The 15,836-nt window shown below is 65.0% G+C and carries 13 protein-coding genes; 2 read left to right on the top strand and 11 right to left on the bottom strand.

Annotation, left to right across the window (positions count from 1 at the left end):
- Positions 1-12 precede the first annotated feature (12 nt).
- Genes PNI01S_RS06220 through PNI01S_RS06195 form a run of 6 tightly spaced genes read right to left on the bottom strand, consistent with a single transcriptional unit; the run spans position 13 to position 6,330 of the window.
- Positions 13-1,335: a BatD family protein gene (locus PNI01S_RS06220; protein WP_084357628.1), complete on the bottom strand. Its 1,323-nt coding sequence runs from the start codon at positions 1,333-1,335 to the stop codon at positions 13-15.
- Positions 1,332-2,906 carry a VWA domain-containing protein gene (locus tag PNI01S_RS06215; RefSeq protein ID WP_065084756.1) on the bottom strand — a complete coding sequence of 525 codons (1,575 nt, stop codon included), beginning with the start codon at positions 2,904-2,906 and terminating at the stop codon, positions 1,332-1,334. The genes PNI01S_RS06220 and PNI01S_RS06215 overlap by 4 nt, the downstream gene beginning before the upstream one ends.
- Positions 2,906-3,913, bottom strand: a complete 1,008-nt coding sequence (locus tag PNI01S_RS06210) for a VWA domain-containing protein (RefSeq protein ID WP_065084792.1) — start codon at positions 3,911-3,913, stop codon at positions 2,906-2,908. Before PNI01S_RS06210 ends, PNI01S_RS06215 begins: the two co-directional genes overlap by 1 nt.
- Positions 3,900-4,397, bottom strand: coding sequence for a DUF4381 domain-containing protein (locus tag PNI01S_RS06205; RefSeq protein ID WP_084357627.1), 498 nt, complete (start codon positions 4,395-4,397; stop codon positions 3,900-3,902). The genes PNI01S_RS06210 and PNI01S_RS06205 overlap by 14 nt, the downstream gene beginning before the upstream one ends.
- Positions 4,394-5,335, bottom strand: a complete 942-nt coding sequence (locus tag PNI01S_RS06200; protein WP_065084755.1) for a DUF58 domain-containing protein — start codon at positions 5,333-5,335, stop codon at positions 4,394-4,396. The genes PNI01S_RS06205 and PNI01S_RS06200 overlap by 4 nt, the downstream gene beginning before the upstream one ends.
- Positions 5,336-5,349: 14 nt before the next feature.
- Positions 5,350-6,330, bottom strand: coding sequence for an AAA family ATPase (locus PNI01S_RS06195; protein WP_065084754.1), 981 nt, complete (start codon positions 6,328-6,330; stop codon positions 5,350-5,352).
- 598 nt (positions 6,331-6,928) lie between these two features.
- Between PNI01S_RS06195 and PNI01S_RS06190 the strand changes: the two genes are divergently transcribed.
- Both PNI01S_RS06190 and PNI01S_RS06185 read left to right on the top strand, forming a co-directional pair.
- Positions 6,929-8,230: an OmpP1/FadL family transporter gene (locus tag PNI01S_RS06190; RefSeq protein ID WP_084357626.1), complete on the top strand. Its 1,302-nt coding sequence runs from the start codon at positions 6,929-6,931 to the stop codon at positions 8,228-8,230.
- Positions 8,231-8,306: 76 nt separating this feature from the next.
- Positions 8,307-8,972, top strand: coding sequence for a DUF3313 domain-containing protein (locus PNI01S_RS06185; RefSeq protein ID WP_065084752.1), 666 nt, complete (start codon positions 8,307-8,309; stop codon positions 8,970-8,972).
- A 102-nt stretch (positions 8,973-9,074) separates the two neighbouring features.
- On the opposite strand, the gene brnQ is transcribed toward PNI01S_RS06185, so the two are convergent.
- The 5 genes from brnQ to odhB all read right to left on the bottom strand — a co-directional run bounded on the left by brnQ (position 9,075) and on the right by odhB (position 15,822).
- The gene (gene brnQ, locus PNI01S_RS06180) at positions 9,075-10,388 is read right to left on the bottom strand and encodes a branched-chain amino acid transport system II carrier protein (RefSeq protein WP_084357625.1); all 1,314 of its coding nucleotides are present in this window, start codon (positions 10,386-10,388) and stop codon (positions 9,075-9,077) included.
- Positions 10,389-10,870: 482 nt separating this feature from the next.
- Positions 10,871-11,752, bottom strand: a complete 882-nt coding sequence (gene sucD / locus PNI01S_RS06175) for a succinate--CoA ligase subunit alpha (RefSeq protein WP_038803160.1) — start codon at positions 11,750-11,752, stop codon at positions 10,871-10,873.
- Complete coding sequence (sucC, locus tag PNI01S_RS06170; protein WP_015477516.1) at positions 11,752-12,918, bottom strand: ADP-forming succinate--CoA ligase subunit beta; 1,167 nt, start codon at positions 12,916-12,918, stop codon at positions 11,752-11,754. The genes sucD and sucC overlap by 1 nt, the downstream gene beginning before the upstream one ends.
- Positions 12,919-13,077: 159 nt before the next feature.
- Positions 13,078-14,514, bottom strand: a complete 1,437-nt coding sequence (lpdA, locus tag PNI01S_RS06165; protein WP_065084750.1) for a dihydrolipoyl dehydrogenase — start codon at positions 14,512-14,514, stop codon at positions 13,078-13,080.
- An 81-nt stretch (positions 14,515-14,595) separates the two neighbouring features.
- On the bottom strand, positions 14,596-15,822 hold the full coding sequence (gene odhB, locus PNI01S_RS06160; RefSeq protein ID WP_038803159.1) for a 2-oxoglutarate dehydrogenase complex dihydrolipoyllysine-residue succinyltransferase: 1,227 nt from the start codon (positions 15,820-15,822) through the stop codon (positions 14,596-14,598).
- Positions 15,823-15,836: the final 14 nt, after the last annotated feature.

Here is a 15,836-nt window from a genome sequence, read left to right as displayed (position 1 = left end):
CACATCCCTGGATCACGGATTCAAAGGTTTGAGGGCATGGGCCGGCAGGCTCGCCGGCTTGCCGCGGCCCATCTCCCGGTGGATTTCCGGCAACGCCTGTATCAGTTGGGCGGGAGCGCTACGCACCTGCGCATCGGCCCGGCCGTAACGGGCCCTGAGAAACGCTAGCAAAGAATTGCCGGGTTTGACGGAACCATCAGGCACTGCCGTGCTTAATTCACGACCTCCGGTTGTCCGCCGCAGCCACAGGTACAGCGCACCGAGCTGCGGCGGGTCGCCCTTGAGCTGGGAGCGAACCTGGCGCCAGGCGTAGCCAGGCGACTCGCGCCATGCCTGGCGGCGGCGTTCGATGGCATTCATCACGCCGGTACGCAACGGCGCGCCCCACGCATGCGCGGCGTAACCCGCGCCCACCAGAACCGCCAGTAACACGGCCAGCAGCAACCAGTGACGGGCGATACGCAATTGGGCATGGCGCCCCAGCTCGCGCAGGTCATCGCTGATGGAGAAAGGCGCCTTGTAGACGGCCGCAGCCTGGGCCGACAGCTCCAGCGCAGGGACCGAAACAGTACGTTGTTCCCCGCTGTCCGCCGCCCACCAGTGCAACTCGATGGGCGGCAGCTGGAAATCGCCGGCCTGGCTGACCACGTAGGTGGCCGCATCCATGCGCTCACCGCCGCTGCTGCCGCCACGCCCATCGCTCAAGGCCTGCACCGTCGGGGACTGCACGTAGCGGCGCAGCCCCTTCACCTCGGCGAAGTCCGGTGCGGGGATCAGCATGGCCTGGGCGTTTTCGGCGGTGATGTGCAGGCTGCGGGTCACGCTGTCGCCCACCCGCAGTAGCTCGCGGGAAGCCTTGAGCTGCTGGGTCATCTGCACCTGGCTGGCGACCAGGCGCTGACCGCCGTCGGCAGCAACGCCAGCGGGGGCCTTGGCGGTGAAGTGCAGCGGCTGGCTGGTGATCTTCAGCGGACCGCTGCCCTGCCCTGGCTGCACCTGGATATCCAGCGCAGGCAGCGTGAATTCCCCGACATTCTGCGGGGTTATCTGGTAGCCGTAGCGCAGGCCGAAGAACGGCTTCCCGGCGATCTTCTCGTTGAGATGGGCAGCCTCGCTGCTCGGCTCGGAGACCACCGCGCCGGCGACCTTCAGCGCGGGCAGTTGCGGCGGCTGGGCGAACCAGGTGTCCACCAGCAGATCGACCTGCAACGTGAGCGTCCCACCGACCAGCACCGAATCGCCCGGCAGCAACTGGGTACGGACCTTCACCTCCGGCTCGGCGGCGAAGCCCAGCCACGGCCAGCACAACAGCAACAGCAGCAGCGCGCGCGTCATGACCCTGTCCCCACTGCGGCGTCCTGCAGCAGGAACTTGCGGCGCAGGAACTGTGCCGGCGAGGTGCTCAGGTTGTTCAGCCACTGCTCGTCCGAGTCGGCCTTGGCGCGTGCGCGGGGCACGCTCTTGCCCTTGCCGGCGGTGTTGTCGAAGACCTCCTGGTCGGGCTTCTCGTCGGGCGGGCCGGCTTCCTGCTGGTCTTCGCGGTCCTTCTGCAGGGCCAGCGCCAGGGCGAGGTTGGCGGTGGCGGCTGGAAAGTCCGCCTGGCGCTGCAGCGCCTGACGATAAGCGTCGATGGCCTGATCGAACTTCGACAGGCGCACATAGGTATTGCCCAGGTAGAAGTACGCCTCGGACGAATCCAGCCGGGCGAAACTGCTCAGGGCCAGCGGGTAGTCTGCGGCACGATAAGCAGCCAGCCCCCTCCAGAATGGATCACGGAAATGCGCAGCCGCCTGCGGATAATGGCCGTGTTCGAAAGCCCAGCGCCCCTGCTGGTCCGCCGTAAAAAAGGCATCGGCCAGCGCACCGGCACGCGCCGGTTCCGGGGCACCACTCAGCCCGACGGCGAGCAACAGTGCGCTCATCCAGTGCACCTTCCAGCCCTTGCGCACGCTCAGCAGCGCGAGCAGCAAAAGCGGCCAGCACAGCCAGTATCCGGCGTCCTTCCAGTGCAATTGCTGCTCGTCCCCCTGGGCCGCCTGGAAATGTTGCTGGGCGTGCAATTCGATCCAGTCCAGGTCGTCATCCCCCAGGGTCAGGCTGCCCAGTGGCGCATCCGCCGCCTCCGCGAGGCCCTTCAAGGCGTCCGAGTCGAAGCTGGCCAACAAGGGGCGGCCGGCGGCGTCCTGCTGGCCACCGTCGAGCAAGCCGCCATCCTGGCTACCTACGGCGAGCACCAGCACTTGCAGATCACTGCCGCGCAGGGCTTTGTCGATGGCGTCGAACTGCTGCTGGTCGGCGCCATCGGTCAGCAATACCAGGGTACCCGGCGACTGCTCGGCCGCCAGGAGTCGCTTGGCGATCTCGATGGCACCCAGCGCGTCCTTGCCGCTGCGCTGGATAAGGCCGGGGGACAGCGCCTGCAGGAAGCTGTCGAGCAAGCCGCCATCGTCGGTGGCGGGCAGCACCAGGTGTGCGCTGCCGGCATAGGCGATAAGCGCCGTCGGGCTGCCCGGCCGCCGCACGATGAGGTCGTGGAGCTTGTGCTTCACCGCCTCGATGCGTGACGGCGGAACATCGCTGGCGGCCATGGAGGGCGACAGGTCCACCGCCAGGATCAGCGGCGCACGATTCTCCAGAAAGGCCGGGCGGTCCTGCTCCCAGGTCGGCCCGGCCGCCGCCACGCCGCCTAGCACCAGCACGGCGCCGAGCAGCTGTACCGGGCGCACACGCTGGCGTTCGGTGGGCGTGATCACCAGGTGCGCCAGCAGATGGGGTGCAATGATGCCGTCGAGGCGGCGGGCCAGATCGTGACGCCGGCTCCACAGCAGCGGCAGCAGCACTCCCGGCAGCAGGAGCAGCAACCACCACGGCCGCAGGAAATGAAAGGCACTGAGGTCGATGTCCATCAGCCCTCCACTTCCCGGTTGGCGCGCGAATCGCCTGGCACGGCCAATCGTCCGGCGATGGCCGCCAACAGGTGCGACAGCACCAGCAGCGTCAATGCAGCGCCAAGCGGCACCCAGAACAGGTCGAGCTTGGGCTGGTGGCTGAGGGTCTTCACCTGGTGCGGCGTGATCTGGTCCAGCGTCACGTAGACGGCCTTCAACGCCTCGCGGTCGCCGGCTCGGAAGTAGCGCCCGCCGGTGCTGTGGGCGATATACTGCAACGTCTTCAGGTCCACCTTCGACTCGCCGCTGGCCGCGGGGTCGCCAATGCCGATGGTGTGCACCACCACACCGCGCTCATGGGCCATGGCCGCCGCGTGGCTGGGCGTGATGGCGCTGGCGGTGTCGTTGCCGTCGGTGAGCAGGATCAGCACCTTTTCCTGCTCCGGCGCGTCCTTGAGCAGCTTGAGCGTCAGGCCGATGGCATCGCCCAGGGCGGTGTTCGGCCCCGCCATGCCGATGCCGACTTCGTCCAGCAACATCAGCAGGCTGGCGTGGTCCTGCGTCGGCGGCGCCTGGGCGAAGGCGCCGGTACCGAAGACGATCAGGCCGATACGGTCATCCTTGCGCTCGCCGATGAAGTCGCGCACCACGTCCTTGACGATGCTCAGGCGGTCCACCCGCTGGCCACCGGCATCGAGGTAATCGTTGGTCTCCATGGACTGCGAGATATCGATGGCCAGCATCAGGTCGCGGATCGGCCGCACCCGCTCGATGGGTTTCTCCACCAGCACCGGACGCGCGCACGCCACCAGCACCAGTCCCCACACCAGCAGGTTCAGCGGGAGTTGCCAGCGCCCGCCGGCGGCTCCGCCGCGGCTGGGTTCCTGTCCCACGGCGCGGCTCATGGCGGCGAAGAACGGCACCCGCAAGGCGCTGCGCGATTCCCGGTAGGCCGGCAGGTAGCGCCAGGCGAGCCAGGGCAACGGCAGCAGGAGCAGCAGCCAGGGCAGGTCAAACTGCCACATGGTGCACCTCGATCCATTCCCGGCAGACCGCCAGCAGGGCCTGCGCCTCCTGCTCACCCAGTGCCTGGACGCGCTCATCCGGCGCATAGGCCAGCATGGCCAGCCGCTGATCCAGATCGGCCGGCAGCTGCGCCGGGCTGCGGCCTTGCAGATAGCTGCGCCAGGCGCGGCCACCCAGCGCCGCCGTGGCTTCGCCACCGGGCATCGACAACGCCACACGCTTGAGCAGCGAAGGCAGCTGGCGCAGCGCGGCAAGACGACGCTGTGGGTCCGCCAGGGCCTCGCCCAGATCATCCAGGAGCAGCAGCGCCTCGCGCCGATAGCGGTCGCGCCGCCATCGCCGGTAGCGCCATAGCGCCCACACGGCCAAGGCCGCCACGAGCAGCAGGGCAAGTGCCGCCCAGGCCCAGGTCTGCGGCCAGTAGCTGACCAGCGTCGGTGGCGGCGGCAGTTCCTGGAGCTGGTCGATGCGCGGAGTGCTCATCGGGCCAGGCGCCCCAGCTCGCCGCGCAGTTGCTCCAGGCTGTCGCGGCCGCTGCTGAACATCATCAAGGGCACCTGGCTGCGGCGCAGCAGGGTCGCCACGTCCTTCAGGCGGCCGGATAGGAACTCGCCCAGCGGCCGGTGCACCTGCCGCCGGCCAACCTCCAGTTCCACCTGCAGCTCGCCCTGGGTCACGGTCACGCGGCCGCGGTCCGGCAGGCGCAGGGCAAGCGGATCGAATACCTGCAAGGCCAGCACGTCGTTATGCGAGCTCAGCTGCCGCAACAGCTGCAGCGTCTGGTCGGTCACGCCGGCAAAGTCGCTGATGATCACCACCAGGCTGTCGTGCCCCGCTACCCCCAGGCATTGGCGCAGCGCCCGGTCGAGCTGGCCGGGTGCATCGTCGTCGCTGCGGGTGGCTTGCAGTGCATGGTTGTGCCGCACGACGGCCGCACACAGCGCCTCGACTCTGGCCCGGCTGCGCAAGGGGCGGATGTACTCGATCTGGCGGTCGCCGAACACCAGGCCACCGACCCGGTCACCCGCCTGCAGGGCCATCCAGGCGCCAAGCGCGGCAATCTCCGCGGCGGTCACGGACTTGAAGCTGCGCTTGGAGCCGAAATACATGCTCATGCGCTGGTCCACCAGCAGCAGCGTGGGACGGTCGCGCTCCTCGGTATAGCTGCGCACGAAGGGCTTGCCGTAACGCAGCGAGGCACGCCAGTCCAGATGACGCAGGTCGTCGCCAGGGTTGTACTGGCGCAGCTCGTCAAAGCTCAGCCCCCGGCCGCGCAGGCGCGCCGCGTGGCTGCCGGAAAGGATGCTGGACAACGGTTGCCGCGACAGGAAGCTCAGGCCGCGCACGCGATGTTCCAGCAGCATCAGCTGGTCCAGCGAGGCGTAGACGAAACCATCGGCGACCGGCTGCTGATCCGCCATCGACGCCCTCCTCCTCAGGCCGGAATCGCGACTTTGTCGAGCAGCCGGTCGATCACCTGATCGGCACCGACGCCATCGGCCACCGCGTCATAGGACAGCAGCAGGCGATGGCGCAGAACGGGATGCACGACAGCGCGTACATCGTCGGGCGTGACGTAATCATTGCCGGCCATCCAGGCGTGGGCGCGGGAAACGCGGTCCAGGCTGATGCCGCCGCGCGGGCTGGCGCCGACCTTCAACCAGCGGGCCAGGTCGGCGTCATAGTCGGCGGGTCGGCGGGAGGCATGGATGAGGTCGATCAGGTAGCGGTCGATGGCGTCCGAGACATGCACGTCGCCCACTTCCCGGCGCGCCGCGAACACGGCGTCCTGGGCAAGCGGCGTGATCTCCAGCGGCTCGGTGCCGGACTGCTGGCTGCGCTCCTCGGCGCGCACCAGTTGCAATATGCGGGACTCGTCCTCGACCTTGGGATAGTCGATCAGCAGCTTCATCAGGAAGCGGTCCATCTGCGCTTCGGGCAACGGGTACGTGCCTTCCTGCTCGATGGGGTTCTGCGTCGCCAGCACCATGAACAGGCCAGGCATCCGATGCGTTTGTCCGGCGACGGTGATCTGGCGCTCTTCCATGGCTTCGAGCAACGCCGCCTGCACCTTGGCCGGCGCGCGGTTGATCTCGTCGGCGAGGATGACATTGCCGAACAGCGGCCCCGGCTGGAACCTGAGCTGGTTGCCCTGCTCGGTCTGCTGGAGGATCTCGGCACCGGTGATGTCCGACGGCAACAGGTCGGGGGTGAACTGCACGCGGCTCATGCGTGCATCGAGGTGCTTCGACAGCGCCTTGACGGTGCGGGTCTTGGCCAGCCCGGGCAGGCTTTCCAGCAGGACGTGACCGTTGGCCAGCAGGCCCAGCAGGATGTGGCGGACGGTTTCTTCCTGGCCGAGCACCTGCGCCGACACGGCGGCTTCCAGGCCAGCAATCTGCTCACGCGTGGACACGGGGATGATCCTTGTACCGTGGGTTCGGGTTCCTTGCCGATGGCGTGCTGGAGCTGCCCTCCAGCCACACTGCCGTGCCACGGCCTGCTGGATAACAGTAGCCCACCGGTAATACTTCGCTATGGAAGCGGGTTGCCATGATGCGGGCAGGCAAAACCAGGGAGGCTGGCGGCGTGCTCTGCAGCCTTGGCTTCTGCCATCGCCACTTCGAGCATGCACAGCAATGCTGGCGGGCCTCGTGCAGCAGAGCTGGGGAACGGTCACCGCTCCTGGTAGTGCATGATTTCCCCAGCTGGCGATCTCCTACAATCGGCACTACGTCGGCTTTTTTCATTTCACGTCCGAGAGATTCATCCTGGCTCACGCACTCCCCGGCAGAGCTGAGCAAGCGGTTTGCATCTGAAGGGGGATGCGGTGGGCATTAATTTCACTAAGAATTTAAAGTCGGCTTGCACATCGCATTTGGCTATCTAGGCTGATTTCACAGTCCCCCACTCAATGGGGAATCAGCAGTCGACTCCAGACAGCATTCGGAGCATTGAGCCACCACAGACCTGAATCTGGGGCGGTGGCTAACGGTATGCACCCGGAGCGCCAGATGAACGCGGATCACCTACGAACCAAGCCTGCTTCTGTTTATCTGCTATCGACAGTCTTCCTGGCTTGCCTGAGCAGCCCTGCTCTGGCGGGCGGCATCCTGATCTACGAGGCCGGGCAGGAAGGCAATGGCCTTGCCAACGCCGGCTCTGCTGCGTTGGCTGCCGATCCGAGCGTGCTGATGAGCAACCCGGCCGGAATCGCCGAACTCAAGGGCACGCAGATCAGCGTCAACGCCCAGGTGATCCTCGGCGATATCCGCTTTTCCCGTGACAGCGACAACCAGTTCGATGGCAACGAAGGCGGCAACGCCCTGCAATGGCTGCCGGGCTCCAGCCTGTTCATCAGCCACCAGATCGACGACCGCTCCGCCATCGGTTTCGGCATGTACGGCAACTTCGGCCTGGCGCTCGATTACGACGACGACTGGGCCGGCCGCTACTTCACGCAGGAGGCGGCAGTGATCGGCGTGTCCTTCCAGCCGACCCTGGCGCACAAGTTCACCGACGACCTCACGGTGGGCATCGGTCCGCGCTTCGTCTACGGCTACTACCGCACCGAGATGGCCATCAACAACAACCTGCTCGGGCTGGCGGACCGGCCGGACGGCCAGCTGGAATACAAGGACACCGACGTCGGCACCGGGGTCAACCTGGGCCTGCTCTACCACGTGAGCGACCGTACGCAGATCGGCCTCGCCTACACCAGCAAGGTCAAGCTGGAGTTCAGGGACAGCCCGGATGTACGCAAGGTCAGCAACCCGATCATCAATGCCGCCCTGAATCGCCTGGATGTCGACTCCCTGGAACTGGACATGAACATCCCGCAGACGGCGACCCTGAGCATCGCCCACCAGCTCGACCCGCAATGGAAGCTGCTGGGCAGCCTGGGCTGGCAGGACTGGAGCGACTTCGGCCAGATCGGCGTGGAAGTCGACGCCAACGCCGGCGGCGTCGACCGCACCGTCGACCGTCAGTACAAGGACACCTGGCACGCCTCCGTCGGCGCGCAGTATCAGGCCAACCCACGCCTGCGCTGGAGCATGGGCCTGGGCTACGACAGCTCGGCGGTGGACGACAAGGACCGCACCGTCGACAACCCCATGGGCGAGGCCTGGCGCCTGGCGACCGGGGTGAACTACGAGCTGGAGGAAGGCCTCGACCTGCATCTCGCCTACACCCTGGTGTGGCTCGGCGACATGGACGACGAGCAGACCAAGTCCCGCTCTGGTGAAACCCTATCCGGCACCTATCGCAATGCGGCCCTGCACATTCTTGGCGGCGGTGCGACCTGGCGATTCTGACCACTCACGCCAAACGAAGCATTCACGCGACGTAGAACGCGATCCAACCCCTGCTGTACCTACAAGGAGCGACTCGATGCACACCAAACTCCTGGCCCTGTGCCTGGCTTCCATCACGCTCGCCGGCTGCGCAAGCAAGTACGTCGAGCCCGAGAACTACTCCGGCTTCCTCAAGGACTACAAGGTCCTCAAGGAAGAGAAGTCCCCTTCCGGTGCGCCGGTGATGCGCTGGATCAAACCCGGTATCGACGTCAGCCAGTTCACCAGCGTGTACGTCGAGCCGAGCCAGCTCTATCCACAACCACAAGCCAGCGAGAAGATTCCGCAGAGCACCCTGGATGGCATCACCAAGTACTATGATCAGGCCCTGCAGACGCAATTTTCCAAGGCCCTGCCGCTGGCCAGCGGCCCCGGCCCGGGCGTGCTGATCGTGCGTCCGGCGATCACCGCCGTCAGCGCCTCGACCAAGGGGCTGCAGCCCTATGAGGTCATCCCCATCGCCCTGATCGCTGCCGGCGTCAGCACCGCTACCGGCATCCGCGACCAGGACACCAGCATCGCCACCGAAGCCGCCTTCCTCGATGGCAGCAACGGCACGGTGGTCGCCCAGGTGGTCCGCAAGGGCGCCGGCACCGAGCTGGAAAACTCCTCCCAGGTCATGACCGCCAACGACGCCAAGGCCCTGCTCGATGGCTGGGCGCGGGACATGGTCAAGTCCTACGAGCAGTTGAAGCACAAATAGTACCCGACGAGTCCACGAAGGACGCCGCCAAGCATCTGCTGGAGCAATGAAAAAGGCCGCTTTGTGGGCGGCCTTTTTCATTGGTGGCTCAGTACGGCGGGATCAGGCCATCGCTTCCTGGGGTTTGCCCAGCAGACGGTCGATCACCACCATCACGGCCAACATGGCGACCGAGGGGATCAGCCAGGCGAGGCCCTGCTCGGCCAACGGCAGATGCTCCATCCAGGACGGCATCCAGGCGTCGAGCTTGGCGCCCTTGAGCGCGTCGATGATGCCAAATGCGAAGGAAATCACCATCACCGGAGCGACGATGCGGGTCTGCGAGCGCCACAGGCTGGCGCAGAAGCTCAGCGCTACCAGCACGATGCACGGCGGGTAGATGGCGGTCAGCACCGGGATGGAGAACTGGATGAGCTTGGTCAGCCCCAGGTTCGACACCAGCAGCGAGAAGCCCGCCAGGATGATCACCAGGCTGCGGTACGACAGCGGCAGGATGCGGCAGAAGTACTCGGCGCAGGCGCAGGTCAGGCCTACGGCGGTGACCAGGCACGCCAGCGCGATCAGCACGGCGAGGAAGGTGCTGCCCAGCGAGCCGAAGGTGTGCTGCACATAGGCGTGCAGGACGGCTGCGCCGTTGGCGGCACCGGCGGCGATGTCGTGGCTGCCAGCGCCCAGACGGAACAGGCTGATGTACACCAGCGCCAGGCCAACCCCGGCGATCAGCCCGGCAATGACGGCATAGCGGGTGATCAGCCGCGGCGACTGCACGCCACGGGAACGGATGGCGTTGACGATGACGATACCGAAGACCAGCGCACCCAGGGTGTCCATGGTCAGGTAGCCATTGACGAAACCCTGGGAGAACGCCGCGGCCTGGTAGGCCGGCTCAGCAACGCCGATGGGGCCCGCCGGCAGCATGAAGGCGGCGATGCCCAGGGCGGCCAGGGCGATGATCTTCAGCGGCGCGAGGAAGCGGCCGACGGTATCCAGCAGCTTGCCCGGATACAGCGAGATCACCAGCACGATCAGGAAGTACACCAGACTGTAGAGGAACAGCGGCAGAGCGCCCTCCCCGGTCAGCGGCGCCAGGCCGACTTCGAAGGAGACCGTGGCGGTACGCGGGGTGGCGAACAGCGGTCCGACCGACAGGTAGCAGACAGCCGCCAGCAACCCACCGGCGACTTTGCCGATCGGGTGGCTCAGGGTATCCATCGCACCACCGACCTTGGCCAGCGCGACCACGGTGATTACCGGCAGGCCGACCGCGGTGATGAGGAAACCCAGCGCGGCCATCCAAACGTGCGGCCCCGACTGCAGGCCCACGATCGGCGGGAAGATGATGTTGCCCGCGCCGACGAACAGCGCGAAGGTCATAAAACCCAATGCCAGGATGTCCTGGCCTTTCAAGACTTTCATGAAGGGAAATACCACAGTGCTTTAGCGGGTTTGTGGTCTCCCAAGGCACGCACGCCGTACGGACGTGACAAAGCCGCATCGAACGGGACTGGCCGACTCACTCGGGGCGAGCCTGCGCATCCTGTGATGCTGCTGTCATCGGTACGGAGAGTTGTTCTTGGAAGTCCGATAGCAGAGGTTTTCCATGGGCTCGTGGCCCGTTTGCTCCTGCATTCTGGTTATCCCGCCATCCTTGACGGTCAGGAATCGCCGTCGCTTCCGGGTAGGAATGGACGGTGAGCGAGCCCTCCCTTGTGGGGAACGCGACGCTTCATATAGTTGCTAGCCTAACGATCTATTCCGATGAGCTGCACTGACATACGTCAGATCGTCCGCGCAATGATCGGCGATGTCGCTTGAACGACACTTTTCAGACGAGGCGGAAACGACAGAGGCCACCCGAAGGTGGCCTCTGTTGACGAACGGTTAAATAAGCGAGGCGCTTACTTGACCGGCCAGCCGGTCAGCTCGGCCAGGGCCTTGCCGATGTCGGCCAGGGAACGCACGGTTTTCACACCAGCGTCCTGCAGGGCGGCGAACTTCTCGTCCGCAGTGCCCTTGCCGCCGGAGATGATGGCGCCGGCGTGGCCCATGCGCTTGCCGGGCGGTGCGGTGACACCAGCGATGTAGGACACCACCGGCTTGGTCACGTTGGCCTTGATGTAGGCAGCCGCTTCTTCTTCAGCCGAACCACCGATCTCGCCGATCATGACGATAGCTTCGGTTTTCGGGTCTTCCTGGAACAGCTTCAGGATGTCGATGAAGTTGGAGCCCGGGATCGGGTCGCCACCGATGCCCACGCAGGTGGACTGGCCGAAGCCGGCGTCGGTGGTCTGCTTCACGGCTTCGTAGGTCAGGGTGCCGGAACGCGACACGATGCCTACCTTGCCCGGCAGGTGGATGTGACCCGGCATGATGCCGATCTTGCACTCGCCGGGAGTGATCACGCCCGGGCAGTTCGGGCCGATCAGGCGTACGCCCAGCTCGTCGCACTTGACCTTGGCTTCCAGCATGTCGATGGTCGGGATGCCTTCGGTGATGCAGACGATCAGCTTGATACCGCCGAAGGCCGCTTCCAGGATCGAGTCCTTGCAGAACGGAGCCGGAACGTAGATGACCGAAGCGTCGGCGCCGGTAGCTTCCACGGCTTCCTTGACGGTGTTGAACACCGGCAGGCCCAGGTGGGTGGTGCCGCCCTTGCCGGGGGTCACGCCGCCAACCATCTTGGTGCCGTAGGCGATGGCTTGTTCGGAGTGGAAGGTACCCTGCGAGCCAGTGAAGCCCTGGCAGATGACTTTGGTGTCTTTATTGATCAGGACGCTCATTACTTACCCTCCGCGGCCTTGACGACTTGCTGGGCAGCGTCGGTCAGGCTGGTCGCCGCGATGATGTTCAGACCGCTTTCGGCCAGGACCTTGGCGCCGAGGTCGGCGTTGTTGCCTTCCAGACGAACGACAACCGGGATTTTCACGCCGACTTCTTTCACGGCGCCGATGATGCCTTCGGCAATCATGTCGCAGCGAACGATGCCGCCGAAGATGTTCACCAGAACGGCAGCGACGTTGCTGTCGGACAGGATGATCTTGAACGCTTCGGTCACGCGCTCTTTGGTGGCACCGCCGCCAACGTCGAGGAAGTTGGCCGGCTTGCCGCCGTGCAGGTTGACGATGTCCATGGTGCCCATGGCCAGGCCAGCGCCGTTGACCATGCAGCCGATGTTGCCTTCCAGCGCGACGTAGTTCAGTTCCCACTTCTGCGCATGGGCTTCACGAGCGTCGTCCTGGGACGGGTCGTGCATGGCGCGCAGCTTGGGCTGACGGTACATGGCGTTGGAGTCGATGTTGATCTTGGCGTCCAGGCAGTGCAGGTTGCCGTCTTTCTTGATCACCAGCGGGTTCACTTCCAGCAGCGCCAGGTCGTAATCCTGGAACAGCTTGGCCAGGCCAACGAAGATGTGGGTGAACTGCTTGATCTGGTCGCCCTTCAGGCCCAGCTGGAAGGCCAGCTCGCGACCCTGGTACGGCTGAGCGCCAACCAGCGGATCGATGGTGGCTTTCAGGATCTTCTCAGGGGTCTCGTGCGCCACTTTCTCGATGTCCACGCCACCTTCGGTGGAGGCCATGAAGACGATGCGACGGCTGGAACGGTCGACGACGGCGCCGAGGTACAGCTCCTTGTCGATGTCGGTGCAGGATTCCACCAGGATCTTGCTGACCGGCTGGCCGTTGGCGTCAGTCTGGTAAGTCACCAGACGCTTGCCCAGCCAGTTGGCGGCGAACGCCTTGGCGTCCTCTTTGCTCTTGACCAGCTTCACACCGCCCGCTTTACCGCGGCCACCGGCGTGTACCTGGGCTTTAACGACCCACTCGGTACCACCGATTTTTTCACAGGCTTCTGCGGCCTCTTCGGGTGTGTCGACGGCGAAGCCCTTGGATACGGGCAGGCCGTACTCAGCGAACAGCTGCTTACCCTGATATTCGTGGAGATTCATGCTTGTCTACCGTTTTCGTCTTGGGTATTGCGCATTCGGCGCGGCGCTCGTGGCGCCACGCCACCTGTGACCGAGTCCCCCTCGGGGGAGAAACGATCCGGCGGGACGGGGGCAGCCCCTCGCAAAAGACTGCCGCCCTCCCCGCCGTGGTCCCGTTCCTTAGCGCTTCTTGCGGTTGGCGATGTGGATGGCGTGGCCATTCACTGCCAGTGCCGCTTCGTGCAGCGCTTCGGACAGAGTCGGGTGGGAGAAGACCATCATGCCCAGGTCTTCGGCGCTGGTGCCGAATTCCATGCCGATCGCGCCTTGCTGTACCAGCTCGGCGGCGCTCGGGCCGATCACGTGGACGCCCAGTACGCGGTCGGTCTTGGCATCGGCGATGACCTTGACCAGGCCGGTGGTGTCGTTGGCAGCCATGGCACGGCCGCTGGCGGCGAACGGGAAGGTACCGACGTTGACTTCAACGCCTTCGCCTTTCAGTTGCTGCTCGGTCTTGCCGACCCATGCAATTTCCGGGTGGGTGTAGATCACCGACGGAATCAGGTCGTAGTTCATCTGGGCCTTGTGACCGGCGATGCGCTCGGCAACCATCACGCCTTCTTCCGAGGCCTTGTGCGCCAGCATGGCGCCGCGGACCACGTCACCGATGGCGTAGACGCCCGGAACGCTGGTCTTGCAGTGGTCGTCGACGTAGATGAAGCCACGCTCGTCCAGGGTCACGCCGCTGTCGGCGGCCAGCAGGTCGGTGGTCACCGGGCGACGGCCCACGGCCACGATCAGCTTGTCGAAGGTTTCCTTCTGCTCGCCATTGGCGTCGGTGAAGGTCACGGTGACCTGCTTCTTCTTCACGTCCGAACCGGTGACGCGAGCGCCCAGGCGGATGTTCAGACCCTGCTTGGTCAGGACTTTCAGCGCTTCCTTGGCGATCTGCTCGTCGGCAGCCGGCAGGAACTTGTCCAGGGCTTCCAGTACGGTGACTTCAGCGCCCAGGCGAGCCCAGACCGAACCCAGTTCCAGGCCGATGACGCCAGCGCCGATCACGCCGAGCTTCTTGGGTACGCTCTGGAATTCCAGGGCGCCGGTGGAGTCGACGATCACGTCTTCGGTCAGCGGGGCCGGCGGGATTTCAACCGGCTTGGAGCCCGAGGCGATGATGATGTTGTCGGCTTCCAGAACCTGGGTCTTGCCGTCCAGGCCGGTCACTTCGACCTGCTTGTTGGCCAGGACCTTGCCGTGGCCTTCGAAGGAAGTCACGCCGTTGGCCTTGAACAGGGTGGCGATGCCGCCGGTCAGGTTCTTCACGATGGTGGCCTTGCGGGCAACCATCGCCGGAACGTCCATCTTCACGCCGCCGGTGGAGATGCCGTGGACCTCGAAGCCCTCTTTGGCTTCCTTGTACTTCCAGGAGCTGTCCAGCAGTGCCTTGGACGGAATGCAGCCTACGTTCAGGCAGGTACCGCCGAGGGCAACCTTGCCCTCTTTACCGATGTACTTCTCGATGCAAGCGGTCTTCAGGCCGAGTTGGGCGGCACGGATGGCGGCTACGTAGCCGCCGGGGCCGGCACCAATCACAACCACGTCGAATTTCTGGCTCATGTCTCAATCCTTATTCCGGTGAAGCGGACGGCCCCTCGCGGGGCCGTCGTGTAGTACGGGGCCGTCGTGTGAACTGACGTATCAGACGTCCAGCAGCAGGCGAGCCGGATCTTCCAGCAGATCCTTCATGGTGACCAGGAAGCTTACCGCTTCCTTGCCATCGATCATGCGGTGATCGTAGGACAGCGCCAGGTACATCATCGGCAGGATCACAACCTGGCCGTTAACGGCCATCGGGCGCTCCTGGATCTTGTGCATGCCGAGGATGGCGGTCTGCGGCGGGTTGACGATCGGAGTCGACAGGAGCGATCCAAATACGCCACCGTTGGAAATGGTGAAAGTACCACCGGTCATGTCTTCGATGGACAGCTTGCCGTCTTTGGCTTTCTTGCCGAAGGTGGCGATGCCGTTTTCGATCTCGGCCAGGCTCATGAACTCGGCGTTACGCAGGACCGGTACGACCAGACCGCGGTCGCTGGAAACGGCTACGCCGATATCCTGGTAGCCGTGGTAGACGATGTCGTTGCCGTCGATCGAGGCGTTGACGCCCGGGAAGCGCTTCAGGGCTTCGGTGGCGGCCTTGACGAAGAAGGACATGAAGCCCAGGCGTACGCCGTTGTGCTTCTTCTCGAACAGGTCCTTGTACTTGTTGCGCAGGTCCATGATCGGCTTCATGTTGACTTCGTTGAAGGTAGTCAGCATGGCCATGGAGGACTGGGCCTCGACCAGACGCTCGGCAACCTTGGCGCGCAGGCGGGTCATCGGAACGCGCTTCTCGACGCGGTCGCCAGCGGCGAAGACCGGAGCCTCGGCAGCCGGAGCTGCAGCCTTGGCAGCCGGAGCGGCGGCCGGGGCGTTCTTCTTCGCTTCAACGGCAGCGACGACGTCTTCCTTGGTCACGCGACCGCCCTTGCCGGTACCGGCCAGGCTGTTCGGGTCGATGCCATTCTCTTCGGCCAGCTTGCGGGCAGCCGGCGAGAGGATGTTGTCGTCGCCAGCGGCGGCCGGTGCAGCGGCAGCAGGTGCAGCAGCGGGAGCCGAGGCAGCAGCCGGAGCGGCAGCGGCAGCACCGCCTTCGCTCAGCTTGCCCAGCAGTTCGTTGGAGAGAACGGTGTCGCCTTCGTTCTTGACGATCTCTGCCAGGACGCCGTCAGCCTCGGCCAGTACTTCGATCACGACCTTGTCGGTCTCGATGTCGACGATCAGTTCGTCGCGCTTGACGGCTTCACCGACCTTCTTGTGCCAGGTTGCAACGGTGCCGTCGGCAACCGATTCCGGGAAGGTTGGGGCTTTGATTTCGATAGCCATTATGTGTGTTTCCT

The sequence above is a fragment of the Pseudomonas nitroreducens NBRC 12694 genome (genome assembly GCF_002091755.1).
GTDB lineage: Bacteria > Pseudomonadota > Gammaproteobacteria > Pseudomonadales > Pseudomonadaceae > Pseudomonas > Pseudomonas nitroreducens.
The sequence above is the reverse complement of the archived record's forward strand: the minus strand, read 5'-3'. Positions and strand labels throughout refer to the sequence as shown.

Coding starts and splice junctions, on each gene's coding strand:
- PNI01S_RS06205 (WP_084357627.1), bottom strand. CDS start 4,397: ATGAGCACTCCGCGCATCGACCAGCTCCAGGAACTGCCGCCGCCACCG.
- PNI01S_RS06190 (WP_084357626.1), top strand. CDS start 6,929: ATGAACGCGGATCACCTACGAACCAAGCCTGCTTCTGTTTATCTGCTA.
- PNI01S_RS06210 (WP_065084792.1), bottom strand. CDS start 3,913: ATGTGGCAGTTTGACCTGCCCTGGCTGCTGCTCCTGCTGCCGTTGCCC.
- PNI01S_RS06185 (WP_065084752.1), top strand. CDS start 8,307: ATGCACACCAAACTCCTGGCCCTGTGCCTGGCTTCCATCACGCTCGCC.
- PNI01S_RS06220 (WP_084357628.1), bottom strand. CDS start 1,335: ATGACGCGCGCGCTGCTGCTGTTGCTGTTGTGCTGGCCGTGGCTGGGC.
- lpdA (WP_065084750.1), bottom strand. CDS start 14,514: ATGAGCCAGAAATTCGACGTGGTTGTGATTGGTGCCGGCCCCGGCGGC.
- odhB (WP_038803159.1), bottom strand. CDS start 15,822: ATGGCTATCGAAATCAAAGCCCCAACCTTCCCGGAATCGGTTGCCGAC.
- PNI01S_RS06215 (WP_065084756.1), bottom strand. CDS start 2,906: ATGGACATCGACCTCAGTGCCTTTCATTTCCTGCGGCCGTGGTGGTTG.
- sucC (WP_015477516.1), bottom strand. CDS start 12,918: ATGAATCTCCACGAATATCAGGGTAAGCAGCTGTTCGCTGAGTACGGC.
- PNI01S_RS06200 (WP_065084755.1), bottom strand. CDS start 5,335: ATGGCGGATCAGCAGCCGGTCGCCGATGGTTTCGTCTACGCCTCGCTG.
- brnQ (WP_084357625.1), bottom strand. CDS start 10,388: ATGAAAGTCTTGAAAGGCCAGGACATCCTGGCATTGGGTTTTATGACC.
- sucD (WP_038803160.1), bottom strand. CDS start 11,752: ATGAGCGTCCTGATCAATAAAGACACCAAAGTCATCTGCCAGGGCTTC.